The 17086-nt window shown below is 65.0% G+C and carries 14 protein-coding genes and 3 tRNA genes; 9 read left to right on the top strand and 8 right to left on the bottom strand.

The features are described 5' to 3' along the window. Positions 1-41 precede the first annotated feature (41 nt). Positions 42-2456: a TonB-dependent receptor gene (locus NN5_RS14675; protein ID WP_067734844.1), complete on the bottom strand. Its 2415-nt coding sequence runs from the start codon at positions 2454-2456 to the stop codon at positions 42-44. A 421-nt stretch (positions 2457-2877) separates the two neighbouring features. On the opposite strand from NN5_RS14675, the gene NN5_RS14670 reads away from it, so the two are divergent. From NN5_RS14670 to NN5_RS14660, 3 genes are all read left to right on the top strand, one after another. Continuing rightward, on the top strand, positions 2878-4071 hold the full coding sequence (locus tag NN5_RS14670) for a CDP-glycerol glycerophosphotransferase family protein (RefSeq protein ID WP_067734865.1): 1194 nt from the start codon (positions 2878-2880) through the stop codon (positions 4069-4071). A gap of 158 nt (positions 4072-4229) precedes the next feature. Further along, positions 4230-5486, top strand: coding sequence for a lipopolysaccharide biosynthesis protein (locus NN5_RS14665; RefSeq protein ID WP_306305107.1), 1257 nt, complete (start codon positions 4230-4232; stop codon positions 5484-5486). Then, positions 5483-6607 (top strand): glycosyltransferase family 4 protein, encoded by a 1125-nt coding sequence (locus NN5_RS14660; protein WP_067734843.1) that lies wholly within the window; start codon positions 5483-5485, stop codon positions 6605-6607. The genes NN5_RS14665 and NN5_RS14660 overlap by 4 nt, the downstream gene beginning before the upstream one ends. A gap of 15 nt (positions 6608-6622) precedes the next feature. Here the strand turns inward: NN5_RS14660 and NN5_RS14655 are convergent. From NN5_RS14655 to NN5_RS14640, 4 genes are all read right to left on the bottom strand, one after another. Beyond that, positions 6623-6699, bottom strand: a tRNA-Pro gene (locus NN5_RS14655). 25 nt (positions 6700-6724) lie between these two features. Next, a tRNA-Ile gene (locus tag NN5_RS14650) sits at positions 6725-6800 on the bottom strand. Positions 6801-6866: 66 nt separating this feature from the next. Beyond that, complete coding sequence (locus tag NN5_RS14645; protein WP_067734842.1) at positions 6867-7871, bottom strand: polysaccharide deacetylase family protein; 1005 nt, start codon at positions 7869-7871, stop codon at positions 6867-6869. Between the two features lie 90 nt (positions 7872-7961). Then, positions 7962-9776 (bottom strand): histidine kinase, encoded by a 1815-nt coding sequence (locus NN5_RS14640; RefSeq protein ID WP_067734841.1) that lies wholly within the window; start codon positions 9774-9776, stop codon positions 7962-7964. 252 nt (positions 9777-10028) lie between these two features. Here NN5_RS14640 and NN5_RS14635 point away from each other — a divergent pair, with 252 nt between their 5' ends. Both NN5_RS14635 and NN5_RS25880 read left to right on the top strand, forming a co-directional pair. Then, on the top strand, positions 10029-10493 hold the full coding sequence (locus NN5_RS14635; protein WP_067734863.1) for an Lrp/AsnC family transcriptional regulator: 465 nt from the start codon (positions 10029-10031) through the stop codon (positions 10491-10493). Between the two features lie 11 nt (positions 10494-10504). After that, positions 10505-11056, top strand: coding sequence for a hypothetical protein (locus NN5_RS25880; protein WP_157081153.1), 552 nt, complete (start codon positions 10505-10507; stop codon positions 11054-11056). On the opposite strand, the gene aroQ is transcribed toward NN5_RS25880, so the two are convergent. From aroQ to NN5_RS14620, 3 genes are all read right to left on the bottom strand, one after another. Continuing rightward, a complete protein-coding gene (gene aroQ / locus NN5_RS14630; protein ID WP_067734840.1) occupies positions 11020-11457 on the bottom strand; it encodes a type II 3-dehydroquinate dehydratase in 438 nt (145 codons plus the stop codon). The two genes, NN5_RS25880 and aroQ, sit on opposite strands and share 37 nt — an antisense overlap. A gap of 100 nt (positions 11458-11557) precedes the next feature. Beyond that, complete coding sequence (locus tag NN5_RS14625) at positions 11558-11971, bottom strand: holin family protein (RefSeq protein ID WP_067734839.1); 414 nt, start codon at positions 11969-11971, stop codon at positions 11558-11560. Between the two features lie 117 nt (positions 11972-12088). Beyond that, a tRNA-Pro gene (locus NN5_RS14620) sits at positions 12089-12165 on the bottom strand. A 284-nt stretch (positions 12166-12449) separates the two neighbouring features. On the opposite strand from NN5_RS14620, the gene yajC reads away from it, so the two are divergent. From yajC to NN5_RS14600, 4 genes are all read left to right on the top strand, one after another. Then, positions 12450-12785, top strand: coding sequence for a preprotein translocase subunit YajC (yajC, locus tag NN5_RS14615; RefSeq protein WP_067734838.1), 336 nt, complete (start codon positions 12450-12452; stop codon positions 12783-12785). A gap of 68 nt (positions 12786-12853) precedes the next feature. Further along, positions 12854-14467, top strand: a complete 1614-nt coding sequence (secD, locus tag NN5_RS14610) for a protein translocase subunit SecD (protein ID WP_067734837.1) — start codon at positions 12854-12856, stop codon at positions 14465-14467. Between the two features lie 12 nt (positions 14468-14479). Next, positions 14480-15466, top strand: a complete 987-nt coding sequence (gene secF / locus NN5_RS14605) for a protein translocase subunit SecF (RefSeq protein ID WP_067734836.1) — start codon at positions 14480-14482, stop codon at positions 15464-15466. 63 nt (positions 15467-15529) lie between these two features. After that, on the top strand, positions 15530-17047 hold the full coding sequence (locus NN5_RS14600; protein WP_067734835.1) for a glycosyltransferase family protein: 1518 nt from the start codon (positions 15530-15532) through the stop codon (positions 17045-17047). Positions 17048-17086 lie beyond the last annotated feature (39 nt).

Genomic DNA, 17086 nt, shown 5'->3' with positions numbered 1-17086 from the left:
ACCGCGCCCACCTCCCTGTTGGCTGACAAGGTCCGGCTGGGTCAGAACTTGTAGCCGAAGGACAGGATCACCTGCCGCGGCGGGATGTAGGTGTCGAACACCTGAGCCGAGCCGTAAGGGTCGGAGAAGCGCGAGTTGACGCCGTTCTTGTCGAACAGGTTGATCACGCGCAGGGTGATGTCGGTGTTCGTGCCTTCGGGTTCGTACTTCGCCATCAGGTTGACCTGCGTGTAGGACGGCGTGAGGTCGACGGCACCGTCGTTGAACAGGCGGTACTGGTACTGGCCGCGATAGATCAGCTGGGCGCGGGCAGTAAGCTCGCCGGGACCCACTTCGCCGGTGTAAGTGGCGGCGATGGTGCCCTGCCAGCGCGGCAGCTTCGGCACGCGGTTGCCCTTGATGTCGGCGCGGGCGCCTTCGCGGGCAACGGATGCGTCATAGAAGTTGGTCCAGAACAGCCAGTCCGGATAGCCCGCTGCACTCTGCGCGGCGGAGGCTGCCGCCTGATCGAGAGCATAGTAGTGCGAGGTGAACTCGCCTTCCAGCCACGAGCCCGAGGCATCGACGCGGAAGTGCTTGCTGGGTGCCCAGGTGGTTTCCAGCTCGATGCCGTAGACGCGCGCCTTGGGGGCGTTGCTGATACCCTCGCCGTAGAGAACCGGGTCTTCCTCAAGGAACTGCATGTTCTTGTAGTTGTAGAGGAAGGCCGAGGCGTTGACTTGCAGCGTGTCGTCCAGGAACCGGTTCTTGGTGCCGATCTCGAAGGAATCGACGGTTTCCTGCTTGTAGGTGGGCTTGATCGCGTCTTCCCAGCCGAAGATGTAGTAGGCGCTGCTGCCGGAAGCGGCGGCGCTGTTGATGCCGCCCGGCTTGAAGCCGCGGGTCCAGCTGGCATAGACCATGTTTTCGGGCGTGAACTGGTAATCCAGCGCGACCTTGCCGGTCCAGGCGTGGGCGGAACGGCTGCCGGTGGAGACCGGCTGGAGATAGGCGCCGGAGGTCTGGCTGCCGCTGCCGCCAGCGACGCTGTCGAACGTGCCCGAGGACTTGTCGTGGTTGTAGCGGGCGCCTGCGGTCAGTTTGAGGTTGCTGGTCAGTTCATAGGTGCCCTGCGCATAGAACGCATAGAGTTCGCGGGTAATCGACGAAAGCTCGGCATAGCTCAGGTAGGCGATGCTGGGATCGTCGTAGGCCGTGTCGACGGGAAGCGCCGCGCGCAGGAACTGATCGTCCGAACCATTGTATTCGTTGATGTACTGGCTGTTCTTCGAATGCAGGTACACGCCGCCGGCAACCCAGCTGAACGGGCCGGTGGTGTTGGAGGTCAGGTTGATTTCCTGGCTCCAGCTCTTGGTGTCCGAGGCCCAGAGCGGAACGTGGTCGTAAGTATAGCCGGTATAGGACGCCGGGTTATAAGTCAGGGCATAGAACGTCGAGGTGTCGAGGCCGTCGGCATCCCACGCCTGTTCCGAATGCAGCTTCTGGTAGCCGGTGATCGACTTGATGACGGCAAACGGCGTCTCGTAGCGCATCGTGCCGGAGTAGAACTGGGTCTTCACCGCCGAACGGCCCGGATAGTCCTGGGTCAGGACGCGCGGATCAGTCTCGGGATCGAGAATGTTCTTCTGCGCGGGGCCGTTGGTGTTGCTGTCGTACTGGATCGTGTTCAGCGTGATCGAGAAGTTCGACGCGGGCGACCACTTGGCGCCGAGACGCCAGCCGGTGTTGTCCTCGTCGTCGAGCTGGTACTTGGCAACGCCCGGCACCTTGGTGGCATAGGCATAGCCGTCATGCTTGGTGAACTGGAAGGCGCCGCGCACGGCCAGCGTGTCGGAGAGCGGCACGTTGAGGGCGGCATTGCCTTCCTTGTAATTGTAGTTGCCGATGCCCGCGCTCACATTGCCGCTGACCGCATCGGTCGAAGGATCGTTGGTGACGACGTTGATCGTGCCGCCGGTCGAGCCCTGGCCGAACAGCGTACCCTGCGGGCCGCGCAGCACTTCCACCTGCTTGACGTCGATGAAGGCCGCGCTCGCAGCGATCGAGTTGAAGATATAGACGCCGTCGATGTGATAGGAGACACCCGGCTGGGTGTTGGTGTTCTCCGGCGTTTCCGAACCGATGCCGCGGATCGTGATGATCCGCTCGCCGCCGCCGCTGCGGGCCACGACAAGGCCGGGAACCGAGCCGTTGAGGCCGGTGATGTCGTTGATATTGGCGGACTTGAGCATTTCCGACGTCACCGCGCTGACCGAAAGCGGGGCGTCCTGCAGGCTCACATCGCGGCGTTCGGCGGTGACGACGATGTCATAGATACCAGTGCCGGAATCGCTCGCGGCGGCAGAGTCCGCCGCTGCGGCCGCATCGGCGTCGGCGGCACGGGCAGTTCCCGATGTGAAGGCAAGCAGCGAAGCGCTGCAGGCCAGGGCATGGACGAAGTGAGTCTTGCTGATCATGAAAAGCTCCCCGAGTCTTGACGTCAGAACCACATTCCCGGCGCGCGGCTCCTGGTTGTGGGATTGGCCGCTTGCCGGAAAATCTGGCGCCTGCGGGCAGCGCGGTCTTGTGCAACTGCGAATAAGTACTTGACTGGAGACCCTGCCGGAGGGGGTGTCCGGCAGGAAGAGGTAAGGATTTCGGCGGTTCCGGGGGCGAAACCCGGTCGCGCTCGATCCAGACGGCCAAAGTTGCATCGCGGCAGAGGGGCGCGATGGCGTCTCGCATCAAGGAACCGGGACACGCAACGACAAGAGCCGCGGTCCTTAGTTGAGCGGATCAGCCTCGGCCAGAGCCCCACGAAACTGGCGTCAGATGTCCGATCCTGAATATTTGTTCATGGTAACTGGGGAGGTCTCTCGCGCGCGGCGTCATATGCTCATGCGCATCGGTTTCCTGTTTAACCACGACCAGATCCACCAGATCGGGCACAGCCTGCCCATTGCCATGGCGCTTGCCAACGGGGGCTTTGCCGGCGAGATCATCGTTGCCACGACCACCCCGGCGCTGGCGCTTGAAGTGCACCGGATCGCGGGGGATCTCATCGGCAGCCGGATCGAACACGTCGAGCTGCGCCCGTCGGGCTTTTCGCGCGGGCTTGATGCCGTGCTCGGCAAAGTCGTTCCCGCGCACAAGCTGCTTATCTATCGGGACAACCTGGAGTTCTTCCGGGGGCTCGACATTCTCGTCGTGGCCGAGAAGACCTCGCTTATCCTCAAGTCGCGCTATGGTCTCGACAAGCTGGCCATCATTCACACCCGCCACGGCGCGGGCGACCGGGCGATCGGCTTCGACAAGGCAAGCGCCGGCTTCGACCATGTGCTGTGCTCGGGCCGGAAAATTCGCGAGCGTCTGATCAGCGAGGCGGGGGTGGCGCCCGAGGCAATCACGATCGTGGGCTATCCCAAGTTCGATCTGGCGCGCGACAAGCCGGCTCACCGCTTCCTGCCGACCACCGAGAAGGCCGTGCTCTACAACCCGCACCCTTCGCCCCATTTGTCTTCATGGTATCGCCACGGCATCGACGTGCTGGACAAGTTCGTTGACGAACCGCGCTATGGGATGATCTTCGCGCCCCATGTCATGCTGTTCCAGCGCAGCTTTGTGGTGACCATCGACAAGCTCAGGATCAACCGCGCAGGCACAATCCCGCAGCGGTTCCTGCGGGGCGACAACATGAAGTTCGACCTTGGCAGCCGGGCCTCTACCGACATGACTTATACCCTTGGCTCGGACATCTACCTGGGCGATGCCAGCAGCCAGGTCTACGAGTTCCTGCTCCACCCGCGCCCTTGCATCTTCCTCAATTCGAATCGGTACGCCTGGGCGGGCGATCCCAACTTCCGTCACTGGGAGGCGGGCGAAGTGATCGTCCATCCCGACCAGTTGCCCGGTGCCCTGGCCCGCGCCGGCGAACTCCACGAGACGCGCTACCGCGCCGTGCAGGAAGAGATGTTCGCGGAGAGTTTCGATATCACCGCGCTGCCTTCATCGGTGCGGGCGGCGGCCGCGATCGTGGACTTTGCCCAAGGCCGCAAGCCTGTGCGCCCGCACTTGCGGCTGGTCGGCACATGAGCCCGATCTCCGGCGTCGGCAATTCACTACACGGACATGAAATAAGCTGCTAACCGGATCCCCCTTCGGGGCGGGAAGACGCAGACTTGGAGTATGGTGTGCCGGTTGCAGCGGCCCCCGCGGATGGCCGCATCCGCAGGATTTTTCAGGGATTGGGGTTGGTTCTGGGCGGAAAGGCCGGTGCCGGGCTGCTCAGTCTCATCTACCTGCTTCTGGCCACGCGCTACCTCGGCCCGACCGACTATGGCGTTCTGGTGCTGGTCCATGCTTATGTCACTACGGTGTGTGGCGTGATCGAGTTTCCCTCTTGGCAGGCGATCTTGCGCTACGGTGCGGAAGCCGAACGCGGCGGGGCCAGCCACCGCATGGCGCGCCTGCTGCGCTTCGGGGCGGGGGTGGAACTGACCGGCGGGGCGCTGGCGATCGTTTCGGCCATGGCGCTTGCGCCTGTCGTCGGCCCGCATCTGGGCTGGTCGGAAAAGGCGATGGCCTTTGCGCCCTATTATGCCTTCGCGGTCCTCGGCTCGATCCGCTCGACGCCCTCGGGCTATCTGCAACTGATCGGCCGCTTCGACCTGATCGGGCTGCACAACCTGGTCCAGCCGCTCGTGCGCATCGGCGGCACGCTGCTGGTCATCGCCTGCGGATGGGGGCTGAAGTCGTTTCTGGTCGCCTGGCTGCTGGCTGCACTTGCCGAGTTCGCGGTCCTGTGGGCCATGGGCCTGTGGTTTGCCGCGCGCCGGCTCGGACCCAGCTTGTGGAATCCCGAGGCGGGCGAGGTGCGGCAGGAAAATCCCGGCATCTGGCGTTTCCTGATCGCCAGCAATGCCGATGTGACGCTGCGCGATCTGACCGGACGGATCGCGCCCCTGATCGTGGGCTGGGTCTTGGGGCCGGCCTCGGCGGGCCTGTTCGCGGTGGCCCAGCGGGCGACGGTGGTTATCTCGCAGCCTGCGCAGATCCTGGGAAATACCTCCTATGCCGAGCTCTCGCACATCGTCGCCGAAGGCGGCAGCGCCAGCGCGCTGCGCCAGACGGTCGCCAAAGTCGCGGGGATCAGCCTGCTTGCCGCTGCGCCGGTGGTCCTGATCGTCGCATTGTTTCCCCAGGCGATTGTCGGCCTGCTGGCTGGCCCGGCCTTTGCGGCGGCGGCCACGGTGATGATCCTGCTCGTCGCGGCGCGCGCCATTGCGCTGGTCGGTCCGCCGTGCAGTTCGGCGATTTCCGCGCTCGGTCATCCGGAACGCTCGATGGCGGCCAATCTCTTCGCCAGTCTGGCCTTCCTGCCGATCCTGCCGTGGCTGCTCCATCGCTTCGACCTGATGGGGGCGGGCTTTCAGGCGCTTGGCCAGGCCATATTGGCGAGCGCGGTGCTCGTCTTCCTGACCTGGCGCGGGAGCGGCAGCCTGCGATGACACCGCTCCGTATCGCCTATGTGATCAACTCGCTCGAAGGAGGCGGCGCTGCGCTGCCGGTCCCGGCCATAGTGCGGGTGTTGCAGGATGCGGGGGCTGAGGTGCGCATCTTTGCCCTTCTGCGCCGCGACGGGCGCGCGCTTGCGCCCATGCTCGACGCCGGGCTCGACGTCACGATTCGCGAGGGCCGCGACGCCGACCACTTCGCCGCCGCGCGCTGGCTGCGGCGCGAGGTACGCGCCTGGGGGGCAACGCACCTGTGGACCTCGCTCAGCCGCGCCACCATCCTCGGCCTGCTGGTCGGCCCTTCGCTCGACCTGCCGGTCATTGCCTGGCAGCACAACGCGTTCCTCAAGCCTTGGAACCGCAGGCTCATGCGCCTGCTCAAGTCGCGGGCTGCGCTGTGGGTGGCGGATTCGCGTTCGGTCGCCGATCTCACGGTCGAGCGGCTCGGCGTCGCGCCGGACAAGCTCGTCACCTGGCCGATCTATTTCGCCGATCCGGCCATGCCCGAGGCGCGGCCCTGGTCGCCCGGGGAGCAGCTGCGCCTGGGCAGTCTGGGGCGCCTGCATCCGGCCAAGGGCTATGACGTGCTCATCGCCGCGCTGGCCCGCCTGCGCGCCGAGGGCTTTGTGCCACCAGTGCCTTTTACGATCGCGATCGCGGGCGAGGGGGCACAGGCCGAACGGCTGCGAGCGGCGATGCGGGAGGCCGGGATCACGGAACTCTCGCTGGCCGGCTATACCGAGACGCCGCGCGCGTTCCTGTCGGACCTCCATCTCTATCTCCAGCCCTCGCGCGCCGAGGGGTTCTGCATCGCCGCGCACGAGGCGCTGACCGCCGGATTGCCGGTGATCGGCGGGCGCGTGGGCGAAATGCCCCATTCGATCATCCCGGGCGAAACCGGCTGGCTGGTCGAGCCGGGCGATGTGGCATCGCTTGCGGACGCCCTGCGCGAGGCCCTTGCCGATCCCTCCCGCCTGGCCGCGATGGGCCGCGCCGCGCGCACCGACATGCTGACGCGCTTTTCGAAGGCGAGCTTCACCGCCACCGGCGAGGACATCATCGCCCGCATCCGCGCGGAATGCCCCGGAGTTGCGACGGGAACCGGAACGCATTGATAGGGAAAAGGAAGTTGGTCGGGGAGACAGGATTCGAACCTGCGACATCCTGCTCCCAAAGCAGGCGCGCTACCGGACTGCGCCACTCCCCGACCCTTCGGGCGTGTAGGTCCACGGTGGTGGGCCCGGCAGGATTCGAACCCGCGACCTAGCCGTTATGAGCGGCCAGCTCTAACCGCTGAGCTACAGGCCCCAACCGCCGTGCGCCCGGCGGTACACGAGCCGGCCGGGCCGGTGCGCGTTAGCTTGGCTTTTGCGATCAGGCAAGCGTCACGGACGACATGATGTCGGTAACACTCGCCGGTTTCACGCCGCGCTCGGCAAGATGGCCGAAAAGCGTGCGCCACCAGTCATAAAGAGCATCAAGATCCTCGTCGCTGCGCACATAGGGGGTGTGGCCCGGTGCCAGCGAAGGGCTGTGGAACGAGAACATCAGCACCGGCAGCCCCTCGTCGATGGCGATGTCGACGCCGCGCAGCGCCTCTTCGGCGGTGATTCCCTCGGGCGTAAGCGGGATGCGCTCCAGCAGGCCCGCGCGCGCCAGCACGCCGCGCATCGAAGGGGCGCGCCACAAATGCGGGTAGATCACATTGCCGACCTGCCGCAGCGGGCCCCAATAGACGGTCGTCAGCGGCAGTTCGAGCAGGCTGTGGTCTTCATCGACCCAGTAGGGATGCAGCGGATGGTCGCGGTAGTTCGGCCCGCCGGTGCCGCTGTAGTCGAAGCGGGCGCGTACCGAAGTGTCGATGGCGATGCCGCATTCTCGCAGGATCTCGGCGGTTCGCGGGCCCAGCCCATAGCGCCCGGCGCGATAGATCAGCGGGGCGACGCCGAAGGCCTCTTCGATACGGTCGCGCAGCGTGTGGAACTTCGCACGCTCCAGTTCGAAGGGCAGGTTGCCGGCATAGCTGTTGAATTCGGTGACGTCCTCCTCGAACGGAGGGCTTACCCAGGGATGGAGCTGCACGCCGATATCGGCGCGGCCTTGCGCAACGGCCTCGCCGATGGCTTCGGGGGCATAGGGAGAGCAGGCGACGGGATAGTCGACCAGATATGTGGGGACGACGCCAAAGCTTTCGCAGAACTGCTGGAACTTGCGCAGGGCAGGCACTGTGACCACGCTGTGCTTGTACCGGTCGAGCGGCGCGTCCCAGTCGAATTCCTCTTCGGTATCGACCGTGACCATGAACCGCTGCCCGAAATCCTCGCGGAAAACGGTTCTGGCCCCCGGTTCTGGGGTTTCCAGAAGATTGAGACTTGGCATTGGCAAATTGCCCCTCTGGCCCGTGCTGTGCTGATGCTAGCCCGTTCCCTTTGAGAAATCGTCACCAAGCAAAGGCTGCGAGGATCTGAATTACTGCGAGTAACTCTCAACAGTGCTATTGCCTGTATTTGCACTGGTCAACCCAGTGGCCTGCCCGGATGCCAATCCGGTGTCCAGCCGGGGAAGGCGCAGGCAGAGACCATTGCCTTCCCGTTGCAGACTGCCGCCGGCCGCGGCCGCTTCCGCCGCTGCGAGGCGCAAGGTGAAACCGATCCCGAACATGCCGGCCGTCAGCGCCTGTCCGCGCTCGCCGGGGTTCGTGCCGAAGAGGTCTCCATCCTCCCGGACGGCCAGTGCAGCAGGCAGGGCGACGTGCAGGGCGATGCCCTGGGGGCTGGAGGACCAGGTCAGGGCCAGCGGCTCGTCCGGCGCGGTGGCACCGGCCAGCACGGCGAACAGGCGCCAGATCAGGCGGTTGACCTCGATGCTGTCGAACGGAACCGGGAGCGAGGCGGGTGCCGCGCCGGGATCGACGATGAAGCCGCTGCGGCGCGGATCGGTCCATGAACGCAGGCGGGCGACGGTTTCGGCCAGGACCTGCGCGAGATCGCATTCGCCCGTTTCGAGCTGCAGCGCCCCGGTTTCCAGCTTTACCAGCCGGTCCAGCTCTTCGAAGCCGGCAAGGATATGCGCGCAGTCGCTGGCGATGGCGGCGGCCAGCGCGCGGTATTCGTGCGGGGCCGGGCCATAGAGCTGCTGCTGGATGATCTCGGCAGCGACCTGGATGGCATTGGCCGGGGTGCGCAGTTCGTGGAGGATCTCGCGCATCCGCCCGGCTTCGCGGCGTGCCGCGGCTGCCGCTTCGTCGGCCGCGCGGGGGCGCAGGCGGCGCAGGCGGCCGTAATAGCCGGTGAAGTGGCCGCCGACCGGATCGAAGCGCGGCACGGCATCGACCTGCCATTCGCCGCAGACCGCCGGGGCGCCGTTGACGCACAGGCGCGCGGCGCGCAGCGGCTGGCGCTTGCGCATGGCCGCGCCCGGGTTCGGCGAGGAGCCGGTGTCGTCGTCGTTGGCGGCGAGGTTGAGGCCGAAAACGGCAGGCGCGAAGGGGCCGTCGGCCCAGTTGATGCGGCCTTCCGCGTCGGTGGCGAAATCGATGGCCCTGGCGCGCCGGTCCGCCGCCGGCACGGCATCGCCCAGCGGCAGGCGCGGGGCATCGGTGCCCGTTTCGGGATGGCCCTGCGATTCGCGGGCCTTGCGGAATTCCTCGATGCGCCGGACGATGGCGCCGATACCGGCCTCGGCCGATGCGGAAGGCGCAGGGGAGGGAGGCGAGGCCTGGGCCCTGGCCGCGCGCGCCTGCGCCCATTCGTGCAGCGAGGTGGGGGCGGGCGGATCCTCGATCATGTCGAGCAGTTCCAGCACGTCCCCGGAAATGTATTCGTCATCCGCGGCAGAGACCGCAGCGGGCGGCAGGCCCCGGTCATGCACGCCCAACCGTTCGAGCAGCGCTTCGACCGGCGCCGACAGATCGCGGCGGTGGCGCAGGATGCCGCGAGCGCGCACGGGCAATTCGGGAATCAGCGAGAGCCAGTCGGAATCGCGAAGCTGCGCGGCCCCCATAGCGGCGCTGGCGACGCCGGGTTCGGCCTGCGCCAGAATCGCGATCAGCCGCGGATTGGTGATCGGCTGGAGCGGCTGGCGCAGCAGCCGGGCCTGATCGGCCGCCGGGATGCGCGTGGACAGCGCCGCGAGCCGGGCGAATCCCGCGTCGAGCGCTTCGGACACGGCGCCGGTCGGCAGCCGTCCGAGGATGTCGATGAGCTGACGGTACTGGATACGCGCAAGGCCATCCCCGGAATCGGGGAGGCGCAAGACCGTATCCAGGCGATCGTCAAAGTGCATCTGAACTCCAGAGCGGCCCCGCCCGGCCATGGTGGCAACCGGGTGCAGGCACACGAACTTTGCATTCTAGCCAGCCAGCCGGGCTGGGGAAGCCTCTCTACTAGCAAAGCCGTGGATGATCGGAAGTGTTCGCTTTGTAGCGTTGCAAAGCGGGACGATTACGCTAAGGAATAATAATATTACGGTGCGCTGGCGTTTTCGATGTGGATATTGCATTGAATGGAAGCGAAGGGCACTCGCCAGGGAACATATATGATTAATCTCGACGAAATCGATCGCCGGCTCCTTGCCGAGCTGCAGGCGGAAGGGCGGATCACAAACGTGGAACTGGCCCAGCGCGTGGGCCTCACTGCGCCGCCGTGCCTGCGCCGCGTGCGCAGCTTGGAGGAAGCGGGCATCATCCAGGGCTATCATGCCGATCTCGATGCCTCGAAGCTGGGTTTCACGATCACCGTTTTCGCGCTCGTCAGCCTCAAGAGCCAGGCCGAGGAATCGCTGCGGGCCTTCGAAGACCACATGAAGACGCTGCCCGAAGTGCGTGAGTGCCACATGCTCAATGGCGAGATCGACTTCATCCTCAAGATCGTCAGCCGCGACCTGCAGAGTTTCCAGGAATTCCTGACCAGCAAGCTGACCCCCGCGCCGAACGTGGACAGCGTGAAGACCTCGCTGACGATCCGGACCTCGAAGAACGTGCCGGGCGTGCCGCTGGGCTGAACCAGACGGGCATGCCTTTCTCGGGTCGGGTGCGGCGTGCCAGCCTTATTGGTGTCGCGACGGTTCTGTTGGCTGGAAATATCTGGTGGTTTGCCAGTGAAAAGCCCGCCCCGGATATGGATTTCGAGTTGGGTTCAAGTCGAGCCTACGTATCCATCGAAAGGGAGCAGCTCCCTGATTTGCCAAGGTTTGATGGCGCGCGCCGGATCTGGATGGTGAAAGGCGCACCGATATCTGACCTTTCGGCGTTTTTTCGTCCGAGCTACGAAGTTTCGGGTGACGCGGCTGTTCTGGGGAAGAATGTGCTCATGGTCGCGTTGGCACGTGATGCTTCATCCGCTGACATGCGCGCGATGCTGTTTTCTCTGGTGCGCTCGGGCATATGTGAAGTGGCTGTTGCGCAGGATGGTGCAACGGCCGTCGGTGCAGTGATTGACGAAACGGCACTTACCTACGACTCAGGAGTCACGCCAATCATTGCCGTGCGCAACGAAGATGGCGTCCGGGTGCCATGTGTGGAGCGAACTCAGAGCCCCGCCGCAGCCTCCAGCGCCAGAAGATAGCCCTTCGCGCCGAATCCGGCGATCGTGCCTTTCGCGGCCTGACCCACCCATGACGTGTGCCGGAAGGGCTCGCGGGTGTGCGGGTTCGACAGGTGGACCTCGATCACCGGCACCGAAATCGAGCGGATCGCATCGAGCAGCGCGACCGAGGTGTGGGTATAGGCCCCGGCATTGAGCAGCACCGCGTGCGCGCCTTCGTCCTGCGCCTCGTGCAGCCAGTCGACGAGGTCGCCTTCATGGTTGGACTGGCGCATCTCGATTGCGCAGCCCAGCGCCTCGCCGCGTTCCGCCAGCATAGCGGCAATGTCGTCCAGCGTCTGCGAGCCGTAGATTTCGGGCTCGCGCTTGCCCAGCCGGTTGAGGTTGGGGCCGTTGAGGACATAGACCAGCTTGCTTGCCATGATGCGCGAAATCCCTGGAACGCGGTTGAACCGATGCCGTGACCTTTAGCGGCCGTGCAGGGCGGCGCAAGCGCGGCGGCGCGGCTGGCGCTCCTGTGCTTCAACGGTCAGAGCCCTTGACCTTGCCCCATTGGCGCATCGCCGAATAGCCGAGATAGCCCGTGCCGAAGAGGGCATAGAGCGGTTCGGGAATGCCCGAGAGATAGGCGCTCATGCCGGCTGTAATAGCTTTGGCCGTGCCGGGGCTGAATGCGCCGATCAGCCCCATGGGCAGCGCCCACAGGATCAGCGCATACATCACGTAGAGAAAACTCGGCCGGGCGCGGCTGGTCCAGGGATCGGGCGCGCCGGCTTCGGCGATCACGGCCGAAAGGCTGGCGCGCAGCATGTCCAGTTCCTGCGAAGCGTCGAGCTTGAGCAGTTCCAGCTTGGCCCGGTCGCGCGCGTCGGGATCGGGAATCACCTTGTCGATGATGCGGGTGGCGGGGCCAAGGATCGAATCGAGCAGGGGCATGAGCGAGTCTTCCGTTTCCGGTTGGTGACTCGCAATCAGATAACCATAACGGTTCGTGTAGGAAAATGGTTTTCGAAAGCGGCCGCAGGCTGCGGAAAATCAGGGCTTTCGGAAAATTGGTCGGGACGAGAGGATTCGAACCTCCGACCCCCACACCCCCAGTGTGATGCGCTACCAGGCTGCGCTACGTCCCGACCGGAGCCGCGGCCTATAGGCAGGTCGTGCGGCTAGCGCAAGCGGTGTGATAAAGAGTTTTGCACTGCGCTTGATTGCACCGCCTGCAGCCTTATCTGTCGCCCCTGACGGAGGCGGGGCGCAAAATGGCGCACGCGTTGCCAGTGCGGCGCTTTGTTGCTAACCGCCCGCATCCGGAAAAAGCCGGTTGCGGATTTCCGGGTGAGCTGTGCGGCATGTGCGATGCCGCGATGCTGCGCCCCAAGCCGTCAACCGGTCGATTACGAGAAGGCCTTTCAATTCAATGCAGACCTCGATTCTCAACCAGCTCGCCGCCGCCGCTCCTGCCGGATCGCCGCCGGTCTGGATCCAGTACATGCCGTTCGTCGCCATGGCGCTGATCTTCTGGTTCCTCATCCTGCGTCCGCAGATGAAGCAGCAGAAAGAACACAAGGCCAAGCTCGGCGGGCTCAAGAAGGGCGATGAAGTGCTGACGGGCGGTGGTTTCGTCGGCAAGGTTCTCAAGGTTGACGAGAACTATGCCGAAGTCGAACTCGCGCAGGGGGTCAAGGTCAAGACGCTCAAGTCGACGATCGTCGACGTGATCCCGCCTGCGGGATCCAAGCCCGCGAACGACTGAGCTTTCGCGACGCAGACCATTCCAGGGCTCTCCGGCGTGAGAGCCCGCTTGGAGAGAAGCCACAGGCAATGCTCGAATTTCCTCTCTGGAAGAAGCTCTGGTACTGGGGGCTGACGCTTGTCATCGCCGCCGCCGCGCTGCCTTCCCTGTTCTCCGTGGCCGGGCTTTCTTGGCCCTCGGCGCTTCCCAATCCGCAAGTCAGCCTCGGGCTTGACCTTGCCGGTGGCAGCCATATCCTGCTCGAAGCCAATGAAAAGCAGGTGGCGCAGCAGCGTCTGGAGAACATGGAGGAATCGGTCCGCGGCCGCCTCAAGCTGGCGGACCCGCGGATCGGCATCGGCGACATCTCCAGCGCTAACGGCCGCCTCACGTTCATGCTCAAGGACCCCTCGCAAGTCGATGCGGCGCGCGAGCAGATCCTGCCGCTGACCACTGGCGCGGGCCTGACCGGCCAGCGCGACTGGGACATCGCGGTCGAGGACGGCAGCCGCTTCGTGCTGACGCCGACTCGCGAAGGTCTGGAACAGGCCGTTTCGAATGCGATGGATTCGGCCATCGAAGTGGTCCGCAAGCGCATTGACGCGCTGGGCACCCGCGAGCCGACGATCATTCGCCAGGGTGAGAACCGCATTGTCGTGCAGGTTCCCGGCCTCGACGATCCCACCGCGCTCAAGAACCTGCTCGGCCAGACCGCCAAGCTCGAATTCAAGATGGTCGACGAGACCGCCGCGCCCAATGACGTGAAGCAGGGCATTGCCCCTCCGGGCGACGAGATCGTGCCCTGGGCCGATCCCAACGCGCCCGGTTCGGGCGGGGTGCCGGTGCTGGCGGTCAAGCGTCTGGGCGGCATCAAGGGCGATCAGCTCACCGATGCCAAGCAGTCGTTCGACAGCCGCAACAACACGCCGGTCGTCTCGATCACGTTCGACCAGCAGGGCGGCGCCAAGTTCGCCAAGCTGACCAGCGAGAACGTCAACAAGCGCTTTGCCATCATCCTTGACGGTAAAGTGCTGTCGGCCCCGGCCATCAACGAACCGATCATGGGCGGCAGTGCTCAGATCCAGGGCAGCTTCACCGTGCAGTCGGCCACGCAGCTCGCGATCGCTCTGCGTTCCGGCGCGCTGCCGGTCGATCTCACCGTGGTCGAAGAGCGCACCGTCGGGCCGGACCTTGGTGCCGACTCGATCCGCAAGGGTTTGATCGCCATGGGCGTCGGTTCGGGGCTGGTCGTGCTGCTGATGATCGCGGTCTATGGCCGCTTCGGCATCTATGCGACGATCGCGCTGATCTTCAACCTGATGATGATCCTGGGCGTGATGGCAGTGATGGGTACGACCCTGACGCTGCCGGGTATCGCCGGTTTCGTGCTCACCATCGGTGCCGCCGTGGACGCCAACGTGCTGATCTACGAACGTATGCGCGAGGAGCGCAAGAAGGGCAGGCGGGTGATCGCGGCGGTGGAGAACGGCTACAAGGAAGCCAGCCGCGCGATCTACGACGCGAACATCACCAACTTCATCGCAGGCGTGCTGCTCTTTGCCTTCGGCTCGGGTCCGGTGCGCGGCTTTGCGGTGGTTCTCATCATCGGCCTGTTCACTTCGGTCTTCACCGGCGTGACGCTGACCCGCATGTGGGTGGCCGACTGGCTGCGCAAGGCGCGGCCGACCGAACTGAACGTGTAAGGGACTGCTGCCATGCGTCTTCTCAAGCTTGTCCCCGACAACACCAACATCAAGTTCCTGCGCTGGCGGGTTCCGTTCTACGTGGTCAGCATGATCCTGATCGCCGCGAGCTGGGGCCTGATCATGACCAAGGGGCTGAACTACGGCGTCGACTTCGCCGGTGGTCAGGAAATCGAGGCCACTTTCACCAAACAGGCCGAAGCCCCCGTCGCCGCGCTGCGTGAGCAGGTGGGCAAGCTGGGCTACGGCGATCCGGTGATCCAGCGCTTCGGTGCGCCCAATGAAGTCTCGATCCGCACCAAGCTGCCGGAAAGCGCTGAGGGCAACCCCGGCGCGGCCGAGGCGATCTCCAAGAAGATCATCGCCGCGATCCGCGCCAGCAATCCCGATGTGCGCATCGAAAGCGTGAGCACCGTTTCGGGCAAGGTCTCGGGCGAATTCCGCCAGACCGCGATCTACGCGCTAGGCGCGGCGATGCTGGCGATCTCGATCTACATCTGGGTTCGCTTCGAATGGCAGTTCGGCGTGGGTGCACTGTTCGCGCTGTTCCACGACGTCTCGCTGACGCTGGGCATGTTCGCGCTGTTCCAGCTCGAATTCAGCCTGCAGATCATCGCCGCGATCCTGGCCATCATCGGCTATTCGCTGAACGATACGATCGTCGTCTATGACCGTATCCGCGAAGACCTGAAAAAGTACCGCAAGATGCCGCTGCCCGAGCTGCTCGACATGTCGGTGAACGAGACGCTGGCGCGTACCGTGATGACCTCGGCGACGCTGCTGGTGGCGCTGATCCCGCTGCTGTTCTTCGGGCCGGAAAGCCTGTTCGGGCTGACTGCGGCGATCGTGCTGGGTATCTTCGTGGGTACGTACAGCTCGATCTACATGGCCGCGCCGATCCTGATCTGGCTGGGCGTGAGCGGTGACAGCTTCGTGCCCACCGAATCGGCGATCGAGCGCCAGGAGCGTCTGACGCGGGAGCGCGGCTCCAAGTCCTGAGCCCGGTGCGTGGGCTTGCCGGGGGAAGACAGGCTGGCAGATGGCACGGGCATCCGGCCTCCCGTGAAGGGGCAATGGGCCTTTGGCCTTGCCTTGGGAGGCCTTCTGCTCCTGGCCTTCGCGGTGCGTCTGGCTTTGGCCGGTTATTCGTTGTGGTTCGATGACTACGCTTCGCTGATTTTTGCCGATCAACCGCAATCGCGCCTGTGGAGTCTGTGGATGGCGCGGGAAGCCAACCCGCCGCTGTTCTATTCCCTGCTGCGGATCTGGCGCGGTCTGGGCGCTGACGGCATCGTGACCTTGCGGCTGCTGCCGATCGCTGCCGGGACGCTGCACGTGGCCGTGGTCGCCTGGATCTGCCAGCGCTGGCACAGCCGGACGGCCGCTCTGGTGGCGGCGCTGTTGCTGGCGCTGTCGATGCAGCATGTCCTCGTGACCCACATGGTGCGCGGATATACCTTTGCGATGCTGGGATCGTCCGTCGCGCTTGCCGGGCTGCTGCTGTGGTGGGACGGCGGGCGTGGACGGCTGCCCGGCATGGGGCTGTTCGTGCTGGGCTCGCTCCTCGCCTTTTATACGCATACCACCCTGATCCTCTGGCTGGGGATCGGCCCGGCCGCGTTGGTGCTCTGCCACTGGCGCGCGTTCTTTCGCGATGGCGTGCGGATGGTGGCGGGGATGCGAACGCGCGGTGCACTCTGGCGAGACCTCGCCGCCATGGTCGCGGTGTCGTGTCTGGGGGCATCCTGGTGGATCTGGGTTCTGCTGCACCGCCCGGCGGAGGCGGCTGAAAACACGTCGTGGATTGTCCATTTCAATTTCGTCCAGACGGTTTTCAAGTTCCTGCAGAACGGCCAGCTTCTGGGCTTTGTGAGCGCCGCCGAGTTTCCGCTGATGGTGGCCGGGACTGCCTTTATCATCGCCATGGCCGGGTTTGGCCGGCATGTGCCGCTGGTGCGCCTGTGCTGCGTGATCGTGGCGCTGTGTCCGCTGGCCTGGTGGGGGGCTTCCGTGTTTCAGCCGGTTGTGACGCAGCGCACCGTGCAGTGGCCGATGAGTATGCTCGCCATCATCATGGCCTGCGGTATCGCCGAACTGCGTCTGGTTCTGGTGCGGCGGGCGGTGGTGGCGGTTACGGCCGCAGTGCTAGTCCTGAACCTGGCATCGCACCGGCAGGATTTCGTGATCGAGGACTGGGATACCGCGCTGACGCGCGCGGCGGCGCGGCCCTCAAGTGCGCTGCTGGTGCAGCATGAAGCGATGCTGGTGGTGGCAAGGGAAGCCTGTGCCTTGCGCTTCAAGGGGCCGTGCCCTTTCGCGCTCGTTCCGCTCCGGTCCGGCTTGCCCTCGGACTACTGGTCGCTGGGCCTCGCCGGCACGGCGCTGCTCGATGATGCGGCCGCGCGCCGCAGGCTTGGCGGTTTCGCCCATGTCTATGCGGTGCGCCATGGCGGCTACGATCCGCTGCTCACTCTCGATCATCCGGGCCGGATGCCGCGTATCACCTGGAACAAGCCGTTTCTGGAAGGTCCGTTTTCCGGGGCTTCTTTCGGGAAGGCACCGCGAGCGAACACGCGTTAGGGCCGATCGACACTAGGGCTAGGGCCAATCGACATTCAG

The organism is Novosphingobium naphthalenivorans NBRC 102051 (assembly GCF_001590985.1).
GTDB classification, from domain to species: Bacteria; Pseudomonadota; Alphaproteobacteria; order Sphingomonadales; family Sphingomonadaceae; genus Novosphingobium; species Novosphingobium naphthalenivorans.
Note: the sequence above shows the minus strand (reverse complement) of the source record. Positions and strands in the feature narration are given on the sequence as shown.

What these genes read in the sequence shown, in the direction of transcription:
- secD (WP_067734837.1), top strand. Translation starts at nt 12,854, where the DNA reads ATGCTCGAATTTCCTCTCTGGAAGAAGCTCTGGTACTGGGGGCTGACG.
- NN5_RS14675 (WP_067734844.1), bottom strand. Translation starts at nt 2,456, where the DNA reads ATGATCAGCAAGACTCACTTCGTCCATGCCCTGGCCTGCAGCGCTTCG.
- NN5_RS14660 (WP_067734843.1), top strand. Translation starts at nt 5,483, where the DNA reads ATGACACCGCTCCGTATCGCCTATGTGATCAACTCGCTCGAAGGAGGC.
- NN5_RS14645 (WP_067734842.1), bottom strand. Translation starts at nt 7,871, where the DNA reads ATGCCAAGTCTCAATCTTCTGGAAACCCCAGAACCGGGGGCCAGAACC.
- NN5_RS14670 (WP_067734865.1), top strand. Translation starts at nt 2,878, where the DNA reads ATGCGCATCGGTTTCCTGTTTAACCACGACCAGATCCACCAGATCGGG.
- NN5_RS14635 (WP_067734863.1), top strand. Translation starts at nt 10,029, where the DNA reads ATGATTAATCTCGACGAAATCGATCGCCGGCTCCTTGCCGAGCTGCAG.
- NN5_RS14625 (WP_067734839.1), bottom strand. Translation starts at nt 11,971, where the DNA reads ATGCCCCTGCTCGATTCGATCCTTGGCCCCGCCACCCGCATCATCGAC.
- NN5_RS14640 (WP_067734841.1), bottom strand. Translation starts at nt 9,776, where the DNA reads ATGCACTTTGACGATCGCCTGGATACGGTCTTGCGCCTCCCCGATTCC.
- secF (WP_067734836.1), top strand. Translation starts at nt 14,480, where the DNA reads ATGCGTCTTCTCAAGCTTGTCCCCGACAACACCAACATCAAGTTCCTG.
- aroQ (WP_067734840.1), bottom strand. Translation starts at nt 11,457, where the DNA reads ATGGCAAGCAAGCTGGTCTATGTCCTCAACGGCCCCAACCTCAACCGG.
- NN5_RS25880 (WP_157081153.1), top strand. Translation starts at nt 10,505, where the DNA reads ATGCCTTTCTCGGGTCGGGTGCGGCGTGCCAGCCTTATTGGTGTCGCG.
- yajC (WP_067734838.1), top strand. Translation starts at nt 12,450, where the DNA reads ATGCAGACCTCGATTCTCAACCAGCTCGCCGCCGCCGCTCCTGCCGGA.